This window comes from Lentzea sp. NPDC004782, assembly GCF_040609115.1.
GTDB lineage: Bacteria > Actinomycetota > Actinomycetes > Mycobacteriales > Pseudonocardiaceae > Lentzea.
Map to the genome: position 1 here is coordinate 62,433 of NZ_JBEXJN010000008.1, position 15,052 is coordinate 77,484.

The window sequence follows — 15,052 nt, forward strand, 5'->3', positions numbered from 1 at the left end:
CTCCGAGACCCTACCTGACCTGGGGCTTCATCTCGTCGACACGTGGTCGGCGGCACATCTTCACCAGGCCGCGCCATCGAGTGAACGAGCTTGCCTCGGCGGACGGTTTGGTACAGATGGAGTCGCCGAGGCCCGTAAGACTGTCAGCAGATCCTCGACGAGCCGCCGAAGGCGCGCTTGGCGTGCCTGCTCATCACCCTCATCACAGCTGCGCTTGTACAGCCGCACGGAGACCTTCTCTTCCACCAGCCGGGACGCGATCGCTTTGCGGCGGCCGGGAGTCTCCTTCCTGCAACGCAGCTCCCGCTGTCCCGGCATCAGCAGACAGCGCAGGGCTTTCCGGAACTTGTGCAGCCGGCCAGGCGGCACCACGGCCACCACCAGCAGGTACGTGTTGTTTCGCCACGTCCAACCGATCGAGGCGTTACGCCGAAAGCGAGACCGGTGGCCATACCGGCCCGGCCCACGGATGCTGGGAATCATGAAGATCCTGGTGCTCGGCGGAACCGTGTTCCTCAGCAAGGCGATCACCGCGGAGGCGGTGCGCCGGGGCCACGAGGTGCTCTGCGGCGCCCGCGGTGCGTCGGGTGAGGTCCCCGACGGCGCACGGCTCATCTCGATCGACAGGAACCGGCCCGGTGCGTTCGACCAGCTGGCGGGCGAGCAGTTCGACGCGGTGATCGACGTGTCCAAGTACTCGGTGAACTGGGTGCGGGACGCGTTGGAGGCGTTCGGCGCGACGACGCCGCACTGGACGTTCGTGTCGAGCATCTCGGTCTACGCGGACCACGGCACGGGCAGCGACGAGCTGCTGCCGCCGCTCGAAGACGATCCGACGCAGGAGTTCACCCCCGAGCGGTACGGCAGCGTGAAGGTCGCGAGCGAGAACGCGGTCAGGGAAGCGGTCGCGGGCCGGGAGTTCATCGTCAGGGCCGGCCTGATCACCGGGCCGGACGACCCGAGCGACAGGTTCGGCTACTGGCCCGCGCGGATGGCGCAGGGCGGCAGGGTCGTGGTGCCGGACAGTCCTGACCTCGGGTTCCAGCACATCGACGTGCGCGACCTGGCGCAGTGGATCGTGTTCGCGGCCGAGGAGCGGGTCACGGGCACGTACGACTCGACCGGGCCGGTCATGCCGTTCCAGATGGCGATCGGGGAGATCGCCGGGGCCACCGCGGCGCCGGGGACGCAGATCGTCAGCGTGCCGGAGAGCGTGCTGCAGCAGCTGGAGATCAACCCGTGGGCGGGGCCGCGGTCGTTGCCGCTGTGGCTGCCGCGGGAGTGGGCCAAGATGGTCGGCCGCGACGTGAGCAACGCGCTGGCGAACGGGCTGCGGGTCAGGCCGCTCGCCGAGACCGCGCTCGACTCGCTGGAGTACGAGCGCGGCCTCGGGCTGGACCGGCCCCGCAAGGCCGGGCTCACGCGGGAAGAGGAGCAGGAGATCCTCACCGCAGTGAGCTGATCTGCGCGGCGACGACAGCCTGTCACGGACATCGCCGGGAAACCGGTCGCGTCGGGAGTCGCCGTCGACGAAGATCGAACTCCCGGTTCGTGTCAGTCCGCCAAGAGTCGGCAATGGAGGAATCCGTGCGAGTTGTCCATTTCGGTCACGCCTGCGCGCTTCTGGACACCGGGTCGACGCGCATCCTGATCGACCCCGGCACGTTCTCCGCCGGGTTCGAGGACGTGCAGGACCTGGACGCCGTGCTGATCACGCATCAGCACTACGACCACCTGGACGTCGAACGGCTGCCGAAGCTGCTCGCGGCCAACCCGCAGGCGCAGCTGATCGTGGACGAGGGATCGGCGCCCAGCGTCGAGAACCCGACGGTCGCCCGGCCCGGTGACGTCCTCAAGGTCGGCGACACGACGGTCAAGGTCGTCGGCGGCAGGCACGCGATGATCCACGAGGACATCCCGATCGTGCCGAACACCGCCTACGTGATCGGTGACGGCGCGTTCTACCACCCCGGCGACTCGCTGTTCGTGCCGGACGAGGACATCGACGTGCTCGGACTGCCCACCGGTGCGCCGTGGCTGCGGCTCGGCGAGGCCGTCGACTTCATGCGCGCGATCAAGCCGCGCGTGGCGGTGCCGATCCACGAGAAGCTGCTGTCGATGCCGGAGAACGCCTACCGGATCTTCGACATGCTCAAGCCGGACGGCACCGAGGTCAGGCCGCTGACGCCTGCCGAGGAGACGGCAGTCTGACGTAGGTGGTCGGCGCGGCGTCGTGGGCGAGTGCGATGTCCACGGCGTCGAGCACGGCCTGTCGCGCACCGGGCCGGTGCAGGTCACGGGCGTCGACGGTGATCCTGGTCAGGCCACCGCGGCGCGCGGACCGGGCCGTCGCGTAGACCAGCGCGAGCGACCGCAGCTCACCGAAGCTGCTGCGCTCGGTCAGCGCGTGCAGGCGGCCGATCGTCGCGAGGCCCGTGCCGATCTCGCGGACGGCGTGGGCGTCGGCGCAGCGGTTGAAGCGGTGCTTGGCCAGCGCGATCAACGTGCCGGGCGACGCCACGCACCGACGTGGCGCGAACGTGTCGGCGTTGAGCCCGATGGCTTCCATCTGCACACGGGCGCCCGTCAACAACAACCCCGCCTCATAGGCAGGTAGCCGCCGTTGGCCGAGGCCGTACAGCACGACGGCGTCGCCCGAGGAGACGCGCCGACGCACCCATTCCTGTGCCTCGCCGAGCTCGCGGGGGACCACGAGCAGCGACAACGGCACCTTCCGCGGGTCGAGGGCCGCGGCGAGATCAGCGCATCGGTCGAGTGTCTGCGGACCGATGCCGGACAGTGAGACCACGAGCTGTGAATGCACGCTCTGAGTGCGCCACGCCGTGGTGACATCCGCGTGAAACCAGAACCAACTCAGGCGAGCCAGTCAGCGAAAGACCGGCCGGTGAGCCGCTCGTACGCCTCCACGTACCTCTTGCGGGTGGCTTCGACGACGTCCGCAGGCAGCGGGGGCGGCGGGGTGTCGCTCTTGCGGTCCCACCCGGACGCCGGCGAGGTCAGCCAGTCGCGCACGTACTGCTTGTCGAACGACGGCTGCACGCGCCCCGGTTCGTAGCCCTCGGCCGGCCAGTACCGCGACGAGTCCGGCGTGAACACCTCGTCGGCCAGCACCAGCTCACCCGACGAGTCCAACCCGAACTCGAACTTCGTGTCCGCCAGGATCAGACCGCGCGTCAACGCGTACGCGCGCGCCTCGCTGTACAGCTCGATCGTGCGGTCGCGCAGCTTCGACGCCAGCTCGACACCGTGCTTCGCCGCGATGACCTCGAACGACACGTTCTCGTCGTGTGCCCCGATCTCGGCCTTCGACGCGGGCGTGAAGATCGGCGGGTTCAGCTCGGAGGCCTCCACCAGCCCGGCCGGCAGCTCGATCCCGCACACCGCGCCCGTGGCGGTGTAGTCGGCCATGCCGGAACCGGTCAGGTACCCGCGCGCCACGCACTCGACGTCGACCATCTTGAGCTTGCGCACCAGCAACGCCCGGCCGCGCACCTCGGCGGGGATGCGCGGGTCGTCGTAGGCGACGAGGTGGTTCGGGGTGAGCCGCTCGAACCAGAACACGCTCATCGCGGTCAGGACCCGGCCCTTGTCCGGAATCTCGGTGCTCAGAACGTGGTCATAGGCGGAGATCCGGTCGGACGCGACGAACAGCAGCAGCTCGTCGTCGACGTCGTAGAGCTCACGAACCTTGCCGCGGGCGACGTGCTGGTAGTCAGCGAGCGTAGGCACGCTGACCAGCGTACGTGCACGGGTTCCGGCAACCGGATGCACACCCCTTGCTCCACTGCAGATCGATTTCACCGACGCCTACAGTGCACCCGTGTTCACCCGTAAGGCGTTATGGGTTCCCATTTTGGCCAGCATCGGCCTGCTCGTCGTGCTGGGAGTGGTGGGGTGGAGCTTCGACTCCAGCCCCATCTCGTCCCCCGCGACGAGCTCACAGAACACGCCCTCACACCAGTCGGTCAGCATCGTGCCGACCCCGGACCTCACCGACACCTCGGTCAGCACCTCGACGACGACTGCCACCACGACGACCACCCGGCCGAAGCCGCCGACCGTGCAGACGCCACCGCCCGCGCAGCAGTCCACGACGCCGTCCACGCCGCCGCAGCAGGGCCTGCTGGTCAACGAGGGCGCGCCGTGCGATCCCGAGGGTGCGAGCGGTATCGGTCCGCTCGGCGAACCGCTGGTGTGCCAGAAGGACCCCCAGCGCGGCGACCGCCTGCGCTGGCACAAGGTCTAGGCGGCCCACTCCAGCACGTCGATCTTGTCGCCGACCGCGATCGTGCCGGTGGCGACGACGGCCGCCTTCATCCCGAAGGTCACACCGCCGTCCGGGTCACGCCGGTAGGTGGCGAGCGTCCTGGTCGGTTCAGGACCGTCCTTGCGGCCCGTCTCCTGGTCGACCATCGGCACGGCGCACCGCACGCAGTCCTTGGCGTAGCCCAGTTCCACGTCACCGATCACCGCACGCCGCACCCGGTCCTCGGTGTGCGGTTCGGGCCACCCGGACACGACGATGTTGGGGCGGAACCGGTTCATCGGCACCGGGCCACCGCCGCGCTGCAGAATCCGCGCGTTCAGTCCGTCCAACGAGGACAGCGAGATCATCAGCACCGCGTGCGCGTCGGCGTACCCGACCAGGCCCGCCGTCCTCCCGCCCGACTCGCGGCGCAGGTCCGGCGGCGTCCGCACGAGCCGCACGGACATCCCGAGCGCGTCGGAGAAGGACGCGGCGGCGGCGTCTCCCTGGTCGATGCCGAAGCCCTGCCACTTGTGCACGACCACGGGAACCCGCGGCCCGTCCGCGACGATCGGGAACGACTGCCCGCCGTGCACCAGCGCGGAGTCCATGAGGTACGGGTGCAGTGCTGCCATCGCCGGGACCTTGCGCTGCGACAGGAACGTGCCGTCGGCGTCGACCAGCATCATCATCCGGTCGCCGCGCAACCCCGTGAGATCAACGGGCGACGAGGCGACCGAGTAGCCGCCGCAGCCCTTGACCGGATAGACGTGCAGGCCGGAAACGATCACAGAATCGGCTCCGGCTCGTACGCCGGGTACTTGTCGACGACCGCGGCGACCTGCTCCACCACGGACGCCACCTGGGCCGACGCCACGCCGGTGAACGACAGGCGGTCGGCCAGCAGCGCGTCCAGCGCGGCTCGGTCGAGCGGCAGGCGGGAGTCCGCGGCCAGCCGGTCCAGCAGGTCGTTCTGCGCGAGCCCCTCCTCGCGCATCGCCAGCGCCACGGCCACCGCGTTCTCCTTGATGGCCTCGTGCGCGGTCTCGCGGCCGACACCCGCACGCACGGCCGCCATCAGCACCTTGGTCGTGCCGAGGAACGGCAGGTAGCGGTCGAGCTCACGCGCGACCACCGCCGGGTAGGCACCGAACTCGTCCAGCACCGTCAGGAACGTCTCCAGCAGCCCGTCGAACGCGAAGAACGCGTCCGGCAGCGCGACCCGGCGGACCACCGAGCACGACACGTCGCCCTCGTTCCACTGGTCGCCCGCGAGCTCGCCGACCATCGACAGGTAACCGCGCAGGATCACCGCGAAGCCGTTCACGCGCTCGCACGAGCGGGTGTTCATCTTGTGTGGCATCGCGCTGGAGCCGACCTGGCCGGGCTTGAAGCCCTCGGTCACGAGCTCGTGGCCGGCCATCAGGCGGATGGTCTTCGCCACCGACGACGGCGCCGCGGCGAGCTGCACGAGCGTGGACACCACGTCGAAGTCGAGCGAACGCGGGTACACCTGGCCGACCGACGTCAGCACGCGCTCGAAGCCGAGGTGGCCCGCGACCGTGCGCTCCAGCTCCTCCAGCTTCTCTGGCGTGCCGAGCAGGTCGAGCATGTCCTGGGCGGTGCCGACCGGGCCCTTGATGCCGCGCAACGGGTAGCGCGCGATCAGCTCGTCCAGCCTGCTGAACGCCACCAGCAGCTCGTCCGCGCCGGTCGCGAACCTCTTGCCCAGCGTCGTGGCCTGCGCCGCCACGTTGTGCGAACGACCGGCCATGACCAGGTCGGAGTGCTCGGCCGCGAGCCGCGCCAGCCGTCCGAGCACCGCCGCGACCTTGGACCTGATGAGTTCCAGCGACCGCAGCACCTGCAGCTGCTCGACGTTCTCGGTCAGGTCGCGCGAGGTCATGCCCTTGTGGACCTGCTCGTGGCCCGCCAGCGCGTTGAACTCCTCGATGCGCGCCTTCACGTCGTGCCGCGTCACCCGCTCACGCGCGGCGATCGACTCCAGGTCGACCTGCTCCAGCACGCGCTCGTAGTCGGCGATCGCACCGGCCGGCACGTCGATGCCCGCGGCCGCCTGCGCCCGCAGCACGGCGAGCCAGAGCTGGCGCTCCAGCACGATCTTGTGCTCTGCCGACCAGAGCGTCGCCAGCGACGTGGAGGCGTAGCGACCTGCGAGGACGTTGGCGATGCGCGGCTTGCTCACCCCGTCAGGTTAGTGCACCTCGACCTCACTGCCAGGCGATGCCGGGGCTCGTGACCAGGTCTGTGAGGACCGCCACGGGCACCGGCACGGTCTGCCTCAGCCCCTGGTTCGTCGCCGGGTTGTAGCTGAAGCTGGAGATCTGCGCGTAGTACCCGCTCTGGAACTTGCGCAGCGACACGGCCCGCGTGATGTCCGGGCCACCGTCGGTGTACTCGGCCTCGGTGACGGTCGTGCCGTCGTTCTGCTTCACGTCGTGGCACGTGGACGCGCCCATGCAGAGCATCCGCTCGAGGGACTTGTCCTTGGTGAGGATGACCTGGATCGCCGTCGGTCCGATCTGGTCGGTGAGGTGGACGAAGCCGGACAGCTCGGGGTCACCCGGCCGGGACGGAAGAGTCTTCGACGTGTTCGCCTGGTAGGCGTACGCGCCGGGGCGGAAGGTCGCGTAGACCTCCTTGAGGTTGGTCATCCTCAGCCCGAGCTTCTCCGCCAGCCCGTCCCCGATGCGCTGGGCCTTCTGGTCCACCGACTCGCTCGGCGGCGCGGAGGTGGCCGTCTGGCTCCCGGAACCCAGCTGGCTGTCCTGGTCGCGCGGCAGCAGGCCGGGCAACGTGAGCGAGGTGACGACGATCATCGCCGTAGCCACGCCCACACCGACCAGCGCTCGTCGCCGACTTTTTTTCTGTTCGACCCGCCTGATCAGGGCGTCCGGGTCGAAGTCGAGCGGCGGCTCGTCCCAGACGGCCAGCAGCATGCCCTCACGGATCTCCTGCTCACTCACGACGCGACCCTCCCCGAACTGCTGTCGAGCTTCTCCACGATGGCGCGCAACGTCGCGAGGCCGCGCGCCGTCTGGCTTTTGACCGTTCCCTCGGTGCACCCCATGGCCACCGCCACCTCGGCGACCGAGAGGTCTTCGAAATAACGCAGGACGAGCACCGCCCGTTGCCTCGGCGGCACCTGCAGCAACGCCGTGTGCACCAGCTCACGGGCCCACAGCTTCGCGCCGGTCGTGTCGGGATCCACGCTGACGTCCGCGGCATCCGGCAGCTCCCCGTCGCGCTGCTCGGCTCTGCGCCACGGCCTGCGCTTCTCGTCCAGCCAGGTGCGCAGCAGCACCTTGCGGGCGTACGCGATCAGGTTGTCGAGGTCCTTGATGCGCTTCCAGGCCATGTACATCTTCATCAGGCTCGACTGCATCAGGTCCTCTGCCGTGTGCCAGTCGCCACAGAACAGATAGGCAGTGCGTCGCAAAGACGCGGCATTGGCTGCCGCGAACTCGCGAAAGCCCTGCTCATCGGCCTTGCGCATGCGATCCCCTCTCGCGTCCTCAACCAGGGGAACGCATCGGAGGAACGCGGGGTTGCATCAAACCTGACGGGAAAGAGCCGTTCGGAGCATCCTGGCCGCGACGCCGCGCGGGTCCGGCTTCAGCTCGATGAACGCGTTCACCATCGCGCCGTCGACCAGTGCGATCAGCTCCTCGACCCGGTCGGAGGCGATGTTCCGGCCGGAGCGGGCGAAGATGTCGGCGATCAGCGCGTGCAGCTCCGTGGACAGCACGCGCATCAACGGGCGCAGGTACGGGCGGCGGCCGGTCGCGACGAGGCGTTCGTAGCGCAGCAGCATCGTCTCGGTGTCGGTGTCGTCCTGGCCGACGAGCAGGTCGAGGACGAGGTCGACCAGCACGTTCTCGTCGGACAGCTCGTGCGAGAGCTCGGCCAGGCGGGCGCGGCAGCTCGCCAGTTCGCCGCGGCCGTGGAACTCCACCGCCGCGGTGATCAGCTCGTCGAGCGAGTCGAAGTAGTAGGTGGTCGAAGCGAGCGGCAGACCTGCGCGTTCGGCGACCGCGCGGTGCCTGATCGCGTCGAAGCCGCCTTCCACGAGCAGTGCGGACGCGGCTTCGACGAGCGCCTGCCGCCTGCGCTCACCCTTGGGGGTTGCTGCCGTCATAGTCGCGCCAGGGTACTGGGCGGGTGGTCAGAACCTCGGCGCCAGTGCGTCCGCGATGGACCTGACCTGGTCTTTCAGCGCGCCGTCGCCCTGCGTGAGGACGTAGAGGTCCTGGCCCGCGGCGGTCTTCGCCTTCTCCGTCCGCGCACCGTCCGGCGGCTTGAACTCCTGCGGCGTCACGATCGCCGTGATCGTCACGCCGTTGATCTTGAAGGTGGCCGCGCGGGAGTCGGGGGAACAGGTCACCGAGGGGGCCTCGGCGAGACCCGGTGAGACCGAAAGCTCGCCGGCGAGGGCGTCTGCGAGCTCTCGGTCCACCGCCGCGCAGCCCTGCACTGCGCGTGGGGCGCCGGTCGTGAAACCGGCGCTCCCCGGCGTTGACGCATCTCCCTGCGTGGAAGCGTCACCGGGGAAGTCTTGTGTCTTCGGTTGGACCTGCAGCGGGGTCATCAGCTCGGTCGGGGCCGACTCGTCCTTCTGCTGACCCGGCCCCGCGCTGTTCATGGTGGCGCTTTTCTCGGAGCCGAACCAGCCGGCACCCGCCACGACACCACCGAGGCCGAGCACCACGACCAGAGTAGTGCCGGCGGCGATCGAGTTGCGCCTGCGGAGGGTGGCGCGTCGCGAAGCCGTCCGAACGTCACTCGCGTCGAAGGACGCCGGTGGCGCGTCGTGCGCGGCGTCGCGGAACAGGTCCGCGAGCTTCTGCTCGTCCATCTACGTCGTCCTCCTTCCGCTGGTGGTCACGACGCCGGTCGCAGGTCGTCGATGGCGTCACCGAGAGCTTCCCTCAACGCGGTCAGGCCGCGGGCGGTCTGACTCTTCACAGTTCCTTCCGAGCACTTCAGCACCTCGGCCGTGGCCGTGACGTCGAGGCCTTCGAGGAACCTCAGCACGAGCACCGCCCGTTGCCGCGGCGGAACTCTGCGCAGGCCCTTCATCAACGCGTCGCGCGTCGCGACCGTCTCGCCGACCTCGGTGTCCGTCGTCGGCGGTTCCGGCAGCTCGTCGGTGAACTTCTCGCGCCGCCACGGACGGCGCGACTCGTCGATCACCGCGCGCACCAGCGTGCGCCGCACGTAGGCGTCGAGAGCCTGCTTGTCCCGGATCTTCCGCCACCTCCTGTGCACCGCCACGAACGCCGTCTGCGCGAAGTCGTCAGCGCGGTGCCAGTCGCCGCACAGCAGGTATGCCGTTCGGCGCACGGCCTCACGGCGAGCCACGAAGTACTCCGCGAACTCCTGCTCGTCGCGCTGATCCACGCGGACTGCTCTCCGCTCGTTCCTCGAGTTGCACTGACCGGACGGAATCTGAGGCACCAACGGTTGCACGAACCACCGGAGAGAGCTACATCACCCCCTCGGTCGTTCGCCGGATGTGATGTGATCGGGCTTGTGACCCCCATCGATCTGCGCTCCGACACCGTCACCCAGCCGGACGAGGAGATGCGCCGCGCGATGGCGGCGGCCGAGGTCGGCGACGACGTGCTGGACCACGACCCGACGATGGCCGCCCTGGAGGAGCGGGTGGCCGCGTTGCTCGGCGTCGAGGCCGCGCTCTGGGTCCCCTCCGGGTCGATGGGCAACCTCATCGCGTTGTTCCTGCACCTCAAGCGCGGTGACCGGTTCCTGGCCCCGCTCGGCGCGCACGTGCTGGACGCCGAACTCGGGACCGCCGCCTGGCTGGCCGGCGGCATGCCCCACGGGCTCGCAGTGCTGTCACCGGAGGCCGTGGTCGCCGCCGGTGGTGGTGAGTCGCCCTACTACGGGTTGAAGACCACGTTGTTGTGCTTGGAGAACACGCACAACGCCTCCGGTGGCACGTTGACCGAGCCTGATGAGCACGCACGGCTGGTGTCCGCGGCACGGTCCGTCGGGCTGGCCGTGCACCTGGACGGCGCCCGGTTGTGGAACGCGTCGGTGGCGCTCGGCGTGCCGCCCGCCGCGCTGACCGTGGGCGTGGACACCGTGCAGGTGTGTCTGTCGAAGGGCCTCGGAGCGCCGGTCGGGTCCGTGGTGGCCGGGTCGGCCTCGTTCGTGGTCGAGGCGCGGCGCGTGCGGAAGATGCTCGGCGGCGGGGTGCGGCAGGGTGGCGTGCTGGCCGCCGCCGGTCTCGTCGCGCTGGACCGGATCGACCGGCTGGCCGCCGACCACGCCAACGCCTCCGCACTGGCGGCGGGACTGCGCGCGCTGGGGTGGGACGTGCCGGAGCCCGCCACGAACATCGTCCTCGCGTCGGTGCCGGACCTGGACAAGACGCTGACGTCGTTGCGCGATGTCGGGGTTTTCGCCAGTCCGATGTCCGGCAAGGTTCGGTTCGTGACGCACGGCGACGTGGACTCGTCCGACATCGCCGAGGTGCTGCGCCGACTGCGAGAGGACGCCTGAGATGCGCTGGATCGTGTTCGACTTCGGCGAGGTCATCAGCCAGCGGAACCCGGCGATCCCCGCGATGGCCGCGCGTCTCGGCGTGCCGCGGGAGCGGTTCGAGGCGGCCTACTGGGACCGCGACGCCTACGACCGCGGTGGGTCGGACGCGGACTACTGGGCGTTGATCGGGTCCTCGCTCGGGTTGACGTTCGACTCCGCCGCCGTGCGCGAGCTGACCGCGATGGACAACGCGGGCTGGCTGGACGAGCCGGTCGCGGAAACCGTTGCCCTCATCGACGATCTGGACGCGCTGGGCGTGCCGCTGGCGCTGCTGTCCAACGCGCCGGCGACGTTCGCGCGGCTGGCCGAGAAGGTGCCGTGGGCCAAGCACTTCCGGCACCTGGTCTTCTCCGGCGACCTCGGGTACGCGAAGCCGGACGCGGCGATCTGGACGCACGTCGAGTCCGTGATCGGCTCGTCCGACGTGATCTTCTTCGACGACCGGGCCACCAACGTGGACGGTGCGCTGGCCGCGGGCTGGGACGCACGGTTGTGGACGTCAGCCGCTGCTGCGCGCGTTGAGCTCCGCACGGAGTTCGGCGACCTCAGCGCCTAGGTCACCGCTTGGATTTGATCGCACCGTAAGCCGCAGTGGCCACGAGGAGCACTCCTCCGATCACAGCGAGCCAGAAAAGTCCCTTCACCACCGCTCCGACGACGGCGAGCACGATCCAGACCGCCACCAGCCAGCCGATGATCGCCCACACGGTTGCCTCCCCTTCAAAGCCATGCCTTCAGACGTACCAACGCCTCCTCGATGTCGTTTGTTGCACCGGCGAACGACATCCGCACGAAGTGGTGCCCGTCGACCGGGTCGAAGTCGATGCCGGGGACGATCGCGACGCCGGTGTCGTCGAGGAACCGGCGGCAGAACGCCATCGAGTCGTCCGTCAGGTGCCGGACGTCCGCGTAGACGTAGAACGCCCCGTCCGCCGGGGCGAGCTTGTCGATGCCCAGGTTCGTCAGGCCTTCGAGAAGGAGATCCCGGTTGGTCCTGTACCTCTTCAGGTGTTGTGCGGTTTCCGCGTAGGCATCCGGGTGGAACGCCTCGACCGCGGCGTACTGCGCCAATGCGGGCGGGCACAGCGTGAAATTGCCGGTCAGGCAGTCCACGGCACGGCGCAGGCGTTCGGGCAGCAACATCCAGCCCAGCCGCCACCCGGTCATGGCGAACGCCTTCGAGAAGGAGTTGACGACGATCGCTTCCCTCGACGTCTCCCACGCGCAGTGCAGCGGTTCGCCGTAGCTGATGCCGTGGTAGATCTCGTCGCTGACCAGCTGGACGCCCTTGTCGGCACACCACCGCGCGATCGGGCCGACGTCCACGACGGTGCCGGTGGGGTTGGCCGGGCTCGCGACGATCACGCCCTTCAGGCTCTCGTCGAGCATCTCGACCGTGGGCTGGAACCGCGTCTGCGGCCCGCACGGCAGCTCGACGACCTCACACCCCAGCGCCTTGAGGATGTTGCGGTAGGCGGGATAGCCGGGCCGGGCCAGGGCGACGCGGTCGCCCGCGTCGAACGCGGCCAGGAACGCCAGCGTGAACGCCCCGGACGACCCCGTCGTGACCACCACGTCGTCGGCGGTCACGTCGAGGTCGTACTCACGCTTGTAGTGCCCGGCGATGGCGTTGCGCAGTTCGGGGATGCCGAGCTGCTCGGTGTAGCCCAGCGGGTGCTCGTCCAGAGCTTTCGCCGCGGCATCGCGCACCGGTTTCGGCGCCGGGCTGGACGGCTGCCCGGCGGCCAGCGAGATCACGTCGCCGTGCGTCCGCTGCCGTTGCGCGGCAGCGGAAAGCACGTCCATGACGTGGAAGGGCGGTACGTCGGCGCGGGCGGCCACGGTCAGCATGCCGCCAGGCTAACTCCCTGCTCAGTAGCCCTGGTAGCCACCGCCGTGCGCCATCGACTTGAGACCGGGGTGCCCCTCGAAGCCGCCGTAGCGCGAGAACGTGTACCGGACACCGGCGATGATGTTGTCGACCGGGTTCCAGATGTCGTCGTGGCCGGGCAGCTTGTGGGCGTTGAACGTCGAGTCGATGCACTGCATCAGCCCCTTCGACGGGTGACCCGCCTGGGCGTTCGAGTCCCAGAGGTTGATGGCGTGCGGGTTGCCGCTCGACTCCTTCTCGATGATCTTCCAGATCTCGTCGATGTTGTCGTCGGTGACCGGGACGCCGTTGGCCTGCAGGATCTTGATGGCCTCGCGGATCCACTCCTGGACGTTGCCGGGAGGCGGGCTGCCCGACGGCGGGCCGCCGCTCGGACCGAGGCCACCACCACCTCCGCCGCCTCCGCCACCGCTCTCGGAACCGCCGCCTCCGCCACCGCCGCCACCGCCGTGGTGCTGAGGTGCGGGGGCCGACTGCTGTTGCGGCTGGGGAGAGTCCGAAGAGGACTGCTTGGTGGTGTCGTCCGGCGGCGGGGTGGGTGCCCACTCGATCGGCTTGCCCGGCGCCGGGGTGAACGACTGGGTGTTCGGGTCCTCAATGGACGAGAACTTCGGTGACAGCGCGCCCGGCCGGCCCTTCAGGGTGCCGGCGGCGGCGTTCACGGCGTTCTCCGCCTGGGAGATCACGGGTTTCGCGTCGCTCGTCGCCTCGGCGCAGTAGCTGCGGATGACGCTGTCGACGTCCTCCTGCGGCTGGTTGTGCAGCTGCTGGCGGGCCTGCCGGGCCCGGCTCAGCAGGTTCTCGCAGATGCCGGTCATCGACGTCTTGGCGGACTCCAACGCGTTCGCGACCGCCTCCAGGTCGGCCGCGGCGCCGTTGAGGCCGTCCGCCATCGAGGTGCCGGCCTTCGTGACGTTGCCCATGTAGGCGACGAAACCGTCCGCCGACCTGCCCTCCCACGCGCCGTCGAGCTGGGTCACCGACTTCTGCAGGACGTTCGTCTGGTCACCGCACTTGCCGGCCGCCTGCTTCCAGCGGTTCGCGATGTCGCGCACGGCCTGCGGCTGCGCGGTCTCGATCTTGTCAGCGAGCGCGGCCAGCTCAGCCCCACCGGGCAGCGCCGCGACCTCGTCCATCGCGCTCACGTCACACCGCCTTCAGGGAGTTCTTGTTGGCCTGCTCGGTGTCCTCGACGTTGGTCTGGATCGCGTCGAGCGCGCTCTCGACCTTGCGGAGCACCTTCTCGGCCGCCTCGAACTCCTGCGCACCCGCCTGGTCCATCGCGGTCACGGCGCTTTGCACCGCACCGGAAGCGCCGAGTTTTCCGAAAATGTCCGGATTGCCGTACTGATTGGAAAAGCCGTCACCGATCGCGCCGAATTGCCCGGCCTGGCTGCTCACGGTCGTGCGGCACTGTTCCATGGCTTCGCTGTTGAACTTGGCCACAGCCATGCGCGCCTACCCCCTAAGTGTCTCCTCGCCGACCTTAGAACGAATTGCGTTGCACGGTCGGGTGATATCCGAGATTGAGACGCAGGGGCAGGCGCGAACGTTCCTCAGACCTCTTGCAGGAGCTCCCACACGGCCCCGGCGAGCCGCTGGTTGTCCACGGGCGTGATGGTGCACCACTGCCGCCCGTCACTGCTCGGCTTGAGCTGCCGCAGGTACCGCCCGTTGTGCGTGTCGTGGAACGAAACGACCCGCTTGGCGCGCTGCCCGTTGCGCTGCACCCCGAACTGCCCGCGCGTCGACGTCCCGTCGAGCATCCCGGCGAGCTCCTGCGCGTCACCGAGCCGCATCCCCTGCCGCTCCAACGCGGTGATCAACCGCTGGGCGTCCAGCCCGACGTCCTTCGCCGCCCGGACGAGCTCGTCGTAGGGCAGGCTGATCGACCGCCCGAACCCCGCGGGCATCTCCCCGGCCACCGACACGGCCGCCTCCGCCAGCGCCGTCCCGCGCGCCTCGATCAACCACATCTCGTCGCGATCCTGCACCGCCAGGATCGCCTCGTCCCCGATGGCCGCCGCCAGCCCGCTGATCTGCCGGTCGGCCCAGATCCACAGGTCGATCGAGACGTTCGCGTTGGCCAGCAACGCGAACCCGTCCGCCAACTCGGGCACGACCCGGCCGTTGCGAGCCAGGCCGCGCCCCTCCAACGACTCCCAGGCCCTCTTCACCACCTCGGCCTTCTCGGTGTGGGTGATGGAGGGAATCCGCGTGTCCAGCGCGACGTGCGCGGCCGGGAGGCGCTGCGCCTCCCAGACCACGGCGAACTCCACTGTGGACAAAACCACAGAACCCGGTGA

Annotated in this window: 20 protein-coding genes; 5 read left to right on the plus strand and 15 right to left on the minus strand. The window is 69.4% G+C overall.

Annotation, left to right across the window (positions count from 1 at the left end; translation table 11 throughout):
• Positions 1 to 60: 60 nt before the first annotated feature.
• The gene (locus ABZV40_RS09800) at positions 61 to 483 is read right to left on the minus strand and encodes a hypothetical protein (RefSeq protein ID WP_355438054.1); all 423 of its coding nucleotides are present in this window, start codon (positions 481 to 483) and stop codon (positions 61 to 63) included.
• Here ABZV40_RS09800 and ABZV40_RS09805 point away from each other — a divergent pair.
• On the plus strand, positions 482 to 1,462 hold the full coding sequence (locus tag ABZV40_RS09805) for an NAD-dependent epimerase/dehydratase family protein (RefSeq protein ID WP_355438056.1): 981 nt from the start codon (positions 482 to 484) through the stop codon (positions 1,460 to 1,462). The genes ABZV40_RS09800 and ABZV40_RS09805 overlap by 2 nt on opposite strands.
• Positions 1,463 to 1,587: 125 nt before the next feature.
• Entirely contained in the window at positions 1,588 to 2,211 is a 624-nt protein-coding gene (locus ABZV40_RS09810) for an MBL fold metallo-hydrolase (protein ID WP_355438058.1), read from the plus strand.
• On the opposite strand, the gene ABZV40_RS09815 is transcribed toward ABZV40_RS09810, so the two are convergent.
• Together ABZV40_RS09815 and ABZV40_RS09820 are read right to left on the minus strand one after the other, a co-directional pair.
• A complete protein-coding gene (locus ABZV40_RS09815; RefSeq protein WP_355438060.1) occupies positions 2,174 to 2,824 on the minus strand; it encodes a DUF2334 domain-containing protein in 651 nt (216 codons plus the stop codon). The two genes, ABZV40_RS09810 and ABZV40_RS09815, sit on opposite strands and share 38 nt — an antisense overlap.
• A gap of 50 nt (positions 2,825 to 2,874) precedes the next feature.
• Positions 2,875 to 3,750: a phosphoribosylaminoimidazolesuccinocarboxamide synthase gene (locus ABZV40_RS09820; RefSeq protein WP_355438062.1), complete on the minus strand. Its 876-nt coding sequence runs from the start codon at positions 3,748 to 3,750 to the stop codon at positions 2,875 to 2,877.
• 124 nt (positions 3,751 to 3,874) lie between these two features.
• Here ABZV40_RS09820 and ABZV40_RS09825 point away from each other — a divergent pair, with 124 nt between their 5' ends.
• Positions 3,875 to 4,267: a hypothetical protein gene (locus tag ABZV40_RS09825; protein ID WP_355438064.1), complete on the plus strand. Its 393-nt coding sequence runs from the start codon at positions 3,875 to 3,877 to the stop codon at positions 4,265 to 4,267.
• On the opposite strand, the gene ABZV40_RS09830 is transcribed toward ABZV40_RS09825, so the two are convergent.
• Genes ABZV40_RS09830 through ABZV40_RS09860 form a run of 7 tightly spaced genes read right to left on the minus strand, consistent with a single transcriptional unit; the run spans position 4,264 to position 9,688 of the window.
• A complete protein-coding gene (locus ABZV40_RS09830) occupies positions 4,264 to 5,058 on the minus strand; it encodes an MOSC N-terminal beta barrel domain-containing protein (RefSeq protein WP_355438066.1) in 795 nt (264 codons plus the stop codon). The genes ABZV40_RS09825 and ABZV40_RS09830 overlap by 4 nt on opposite strands.
• The gene (purB, locus tag ABZV40_RS09835; RefSeq protein WP_355438068.1) at positions 5,055 to 6,473 is read right to left on the minus strand and encodes an adenylosuccinate lyase; all 1,419 of its coding nucleotides are present in this window, start codon (positions 6,471 to 6,473) and stop codon (positions 5,055 to 5,057) included. Before purB ends, ABZV40_RS09830 begins: the two co-directional genes overlap by 4 nt.
• 25 nt (positions 6,474 to 6,498) lie before the next feature.
• Positions 6,499 to 7,254, minus strand: a complete 756-nt coding sequence (locus tag ABZV40_RS09840; RefSeq protein ID WP_355438070.1) for a hypothetical protein — start codon at positions 7,252 to 7,254, stop codon at positions 6,499 to 6,501.
• Positions 7,251 to 7,784: a SigE family RNA polymerase sigma factor gene (locus ABZV40_RS09845; protein ID WP_355438072.1), complete on the minus strand. Its 534-nt coding sequence runs from the start codon at positions 7,782 to 7,784 to the stop codon at positions 7,251 to 7,253. Before ABZV40_RS09845 ends, ABZV40_RS09840 begins: the two co-directional genes overlap by 4 nt.
• Positions 7,785 to 7,841: 57 nt before the next feature.
• Positions 7,842 to 8,426, minus strand: a complete 585-nt coding sequence (locus ABZV40_RS09850) for a TetR family transcriptional regulator C-terminal domain-containing protein (protein WP_355438074.1) — start codon at positions 8,424 to 8,426, stop codon at positions 7,842 to 7,844.
• A 27-nt stretch (positions 8,427 to 8,453) separates the two neighbouring features.
• Entirely contained in the window at positions 8,454 to 9,143 is a 690-nt protein-coding gene (locus ABZV40_RS09855) for a hypothetical protein (protein ID WP_355438076.1), read from the minus strand.
• 26 nt (positions 9,144 to 9,169) lie between these two features.
• Positions 9,170 to 9,688, minus strand: a complete 519-nt coding sequence (locus ABZV40_RS09860; RefSeq protein WP_355438078.1) for a SigE family RNA polymerase sigma factor — start codon at positions 9,686 to 9,688, stop codon at positions 9,170 to 9,172.
• A gap of 123 nt (positions 9,689 to 9,811) precedes the next feature.
• Here ABZV40_RS09860 and ABZV40_RS09865 point away from each other — a divergent pair, with 123 nt between their 5' ends.
• Together ABZV40_RS09865 and ABZV40_RS09870 are read left to right on the plus strand one after the other, a co-directional pair.
• The gene (locus ABZV40_RS09865; RefSeq protein ID WP_355438326.1) at positions 9,812 to 10,813 is read left to right on the plus strand and encodes a GntG family PLP-dependent aldolase; all 1,002 of its coding nucleotides are present in this window, start codon (positions 9,812 to 9,814) and stop codon (positions 10,811 to 10,813) included.
• 1 nt (position 10,814) lies between these two features.
• Positions 10,815 to 11,411: an HAD-IA family hydrolase gene (locus ABZV40_RS09870; protein ID WP_355438080.1), complete on the plus strand. Its 597-nt coding sequence runs from the start codon at positions 10,815 to 10,817 to the stop codon at positions 11,409 to 11,411.
• 1 nt (position 11,412) lies between these two features.
• Here ABZV40_RS09870 and ABZV40_RS09875 read toward each other — a convergent pair whose 3' ends face one another.
• The 5 genes from ABZV40_RS09875 to ABZV40_RS09895 all read right to left on the minus strand — a co-directional run bounded on the left by ABZV40_RS09875 (position 11,413) and on the right by ABZV40_RS09895 (position 15,040).
• Entirely contained in the window at positions 11,413 to 11,562 is a 150-nt protein-coding gene (locus ABZV40_RS09875) for a hypothetical protein (RefSeq protein ID WP_355438082.1), read from the minus strand.
• Between the two features lie 13 nt (positions 11,563 to 11,575).
• Complete coding sequence (locus ABZV40_RS09880; protein WP_355438084.1) at positions 11,576 to 12,706, minus strand: pyridoxal phosphate-dependent aminotransferase; 1,131 nt, start codon at positions 12,704 to 12,706, stop codon at positions 11,576 to 11,578.
• Positions 12,707 to 12,727: 21 nt separating this feature from the next.
• The gene (locus ABZV40_RS09885; RefSeq protein WP_355438328.1) at positions 12,728 to 13,882 is read right to left on the minus strand and encodes a transglycosylase SLT domain-containing protein; all 1,155 of its coding nucleotides are present in this window, start codon (positions 13,880 to 13,882) and stop codon (positions 12,728 to 12,730) included.
• Positions 13,883 to 13,892: 10 nt separating this feature from the next.
• Complete coding sequence (locus ABZV40_RS09890; RefSeq protein ID WP_355438086.1) at positions 13,893 to 14,198, minus strand: hypothetical protein; 306 nt, start codon at positions 14,196 to 14,198, stop codon at positions 13,893 to 13,895.
• A gap of 104 nt (positions 14,199 to 14,302) precedes the next feature.
• On the minus strand, positions 14,303 to 15,040 hold the full coding sequence (locus ABZV40_RS09895; protein ID WP_355438088.1) for an ESX secretion-associated protein EspG: 738 nt from the start codon (positions 15,038 to 15,040) through the stop codon (positions 14,303 to 14,305).
• Between the last annotated feature and the right edge of the window lie 12 nt (positions 15,041 to 15,052).

What these genes read in the sequence shown, in the direction of transcription:
- ABZV40_RS09800 (WP_355438054.1), bottom strand. Translation starts at nt 483, where the DNA reads ATGATTCCCAGCATCCGTGGGCCGGGCCGGTATGGCCACCGGTCTCGC.
- ABZV40_RS09850 (WP_355438074.1), bottom strand. Translation starts at nt 8,426, where the DNA reads ATGACGGCAGCAACCCCCAAGGGTGAGCGCAGGCGGCAGGCGCTCGTC.
- ABZV40_RS09845 (WP_355438072.1), bottom strand. Translation starts at nt 7,784, where the DNA reads ATGCGCAAGGCCGATGAGCAGGGCTTTCGCGAGTTCGCGGCAGCCAAT.
- ABZV40_RS09890 (WP_355438086.1), bottom strand. Translation starts at nt 14,198, where the DNA reads ATGGCTGTGGCCAAGTTCAACAGCGAAGCCATGGAACAGTGCCGCACG.
- ABZV40_RS09855 (WP_355438076.1), bottom strand. Translation starts at nt 9,143, where the DNA reads ATGGACGAGCAGAAGCTCGCGGACCTGTTCCGCGACGCCGCGCACGAC.
- ABZV40_RS09870 (WP_355438080.1), top strand. Translation starts at nt 10,815, where the DNA reads ATGCGCTGGATCGTGTTCGACTTCGGCGAGGTCATCAGCCAGCGGAAC.
- ABZV40_RS09885 (WP_355438328.1), bottom strand. Translation starts at nt 13,882, where the DNA reads ATGGACGAGGTCGCGGCGCTGCCCGGTGGGGCTGAGCTGGCCGCGCTC.
- ABZV40_RS09880 (WP_355438084.1), bottom strand. Translation starts at nt 12,706, where the DNA reads ATGCTGACCGTGGCCGCCCGCGCCGACGTACCGCCCTTCCACGTCATG.
- ABZV40_RS09805 (WP_355438056.1), top strand. Translation starts at nt 482, where the DNA reads ATGAAGATCCTGGTGCTCGGCGGAACCGTGTTCCTCAGCAAGGCGATC.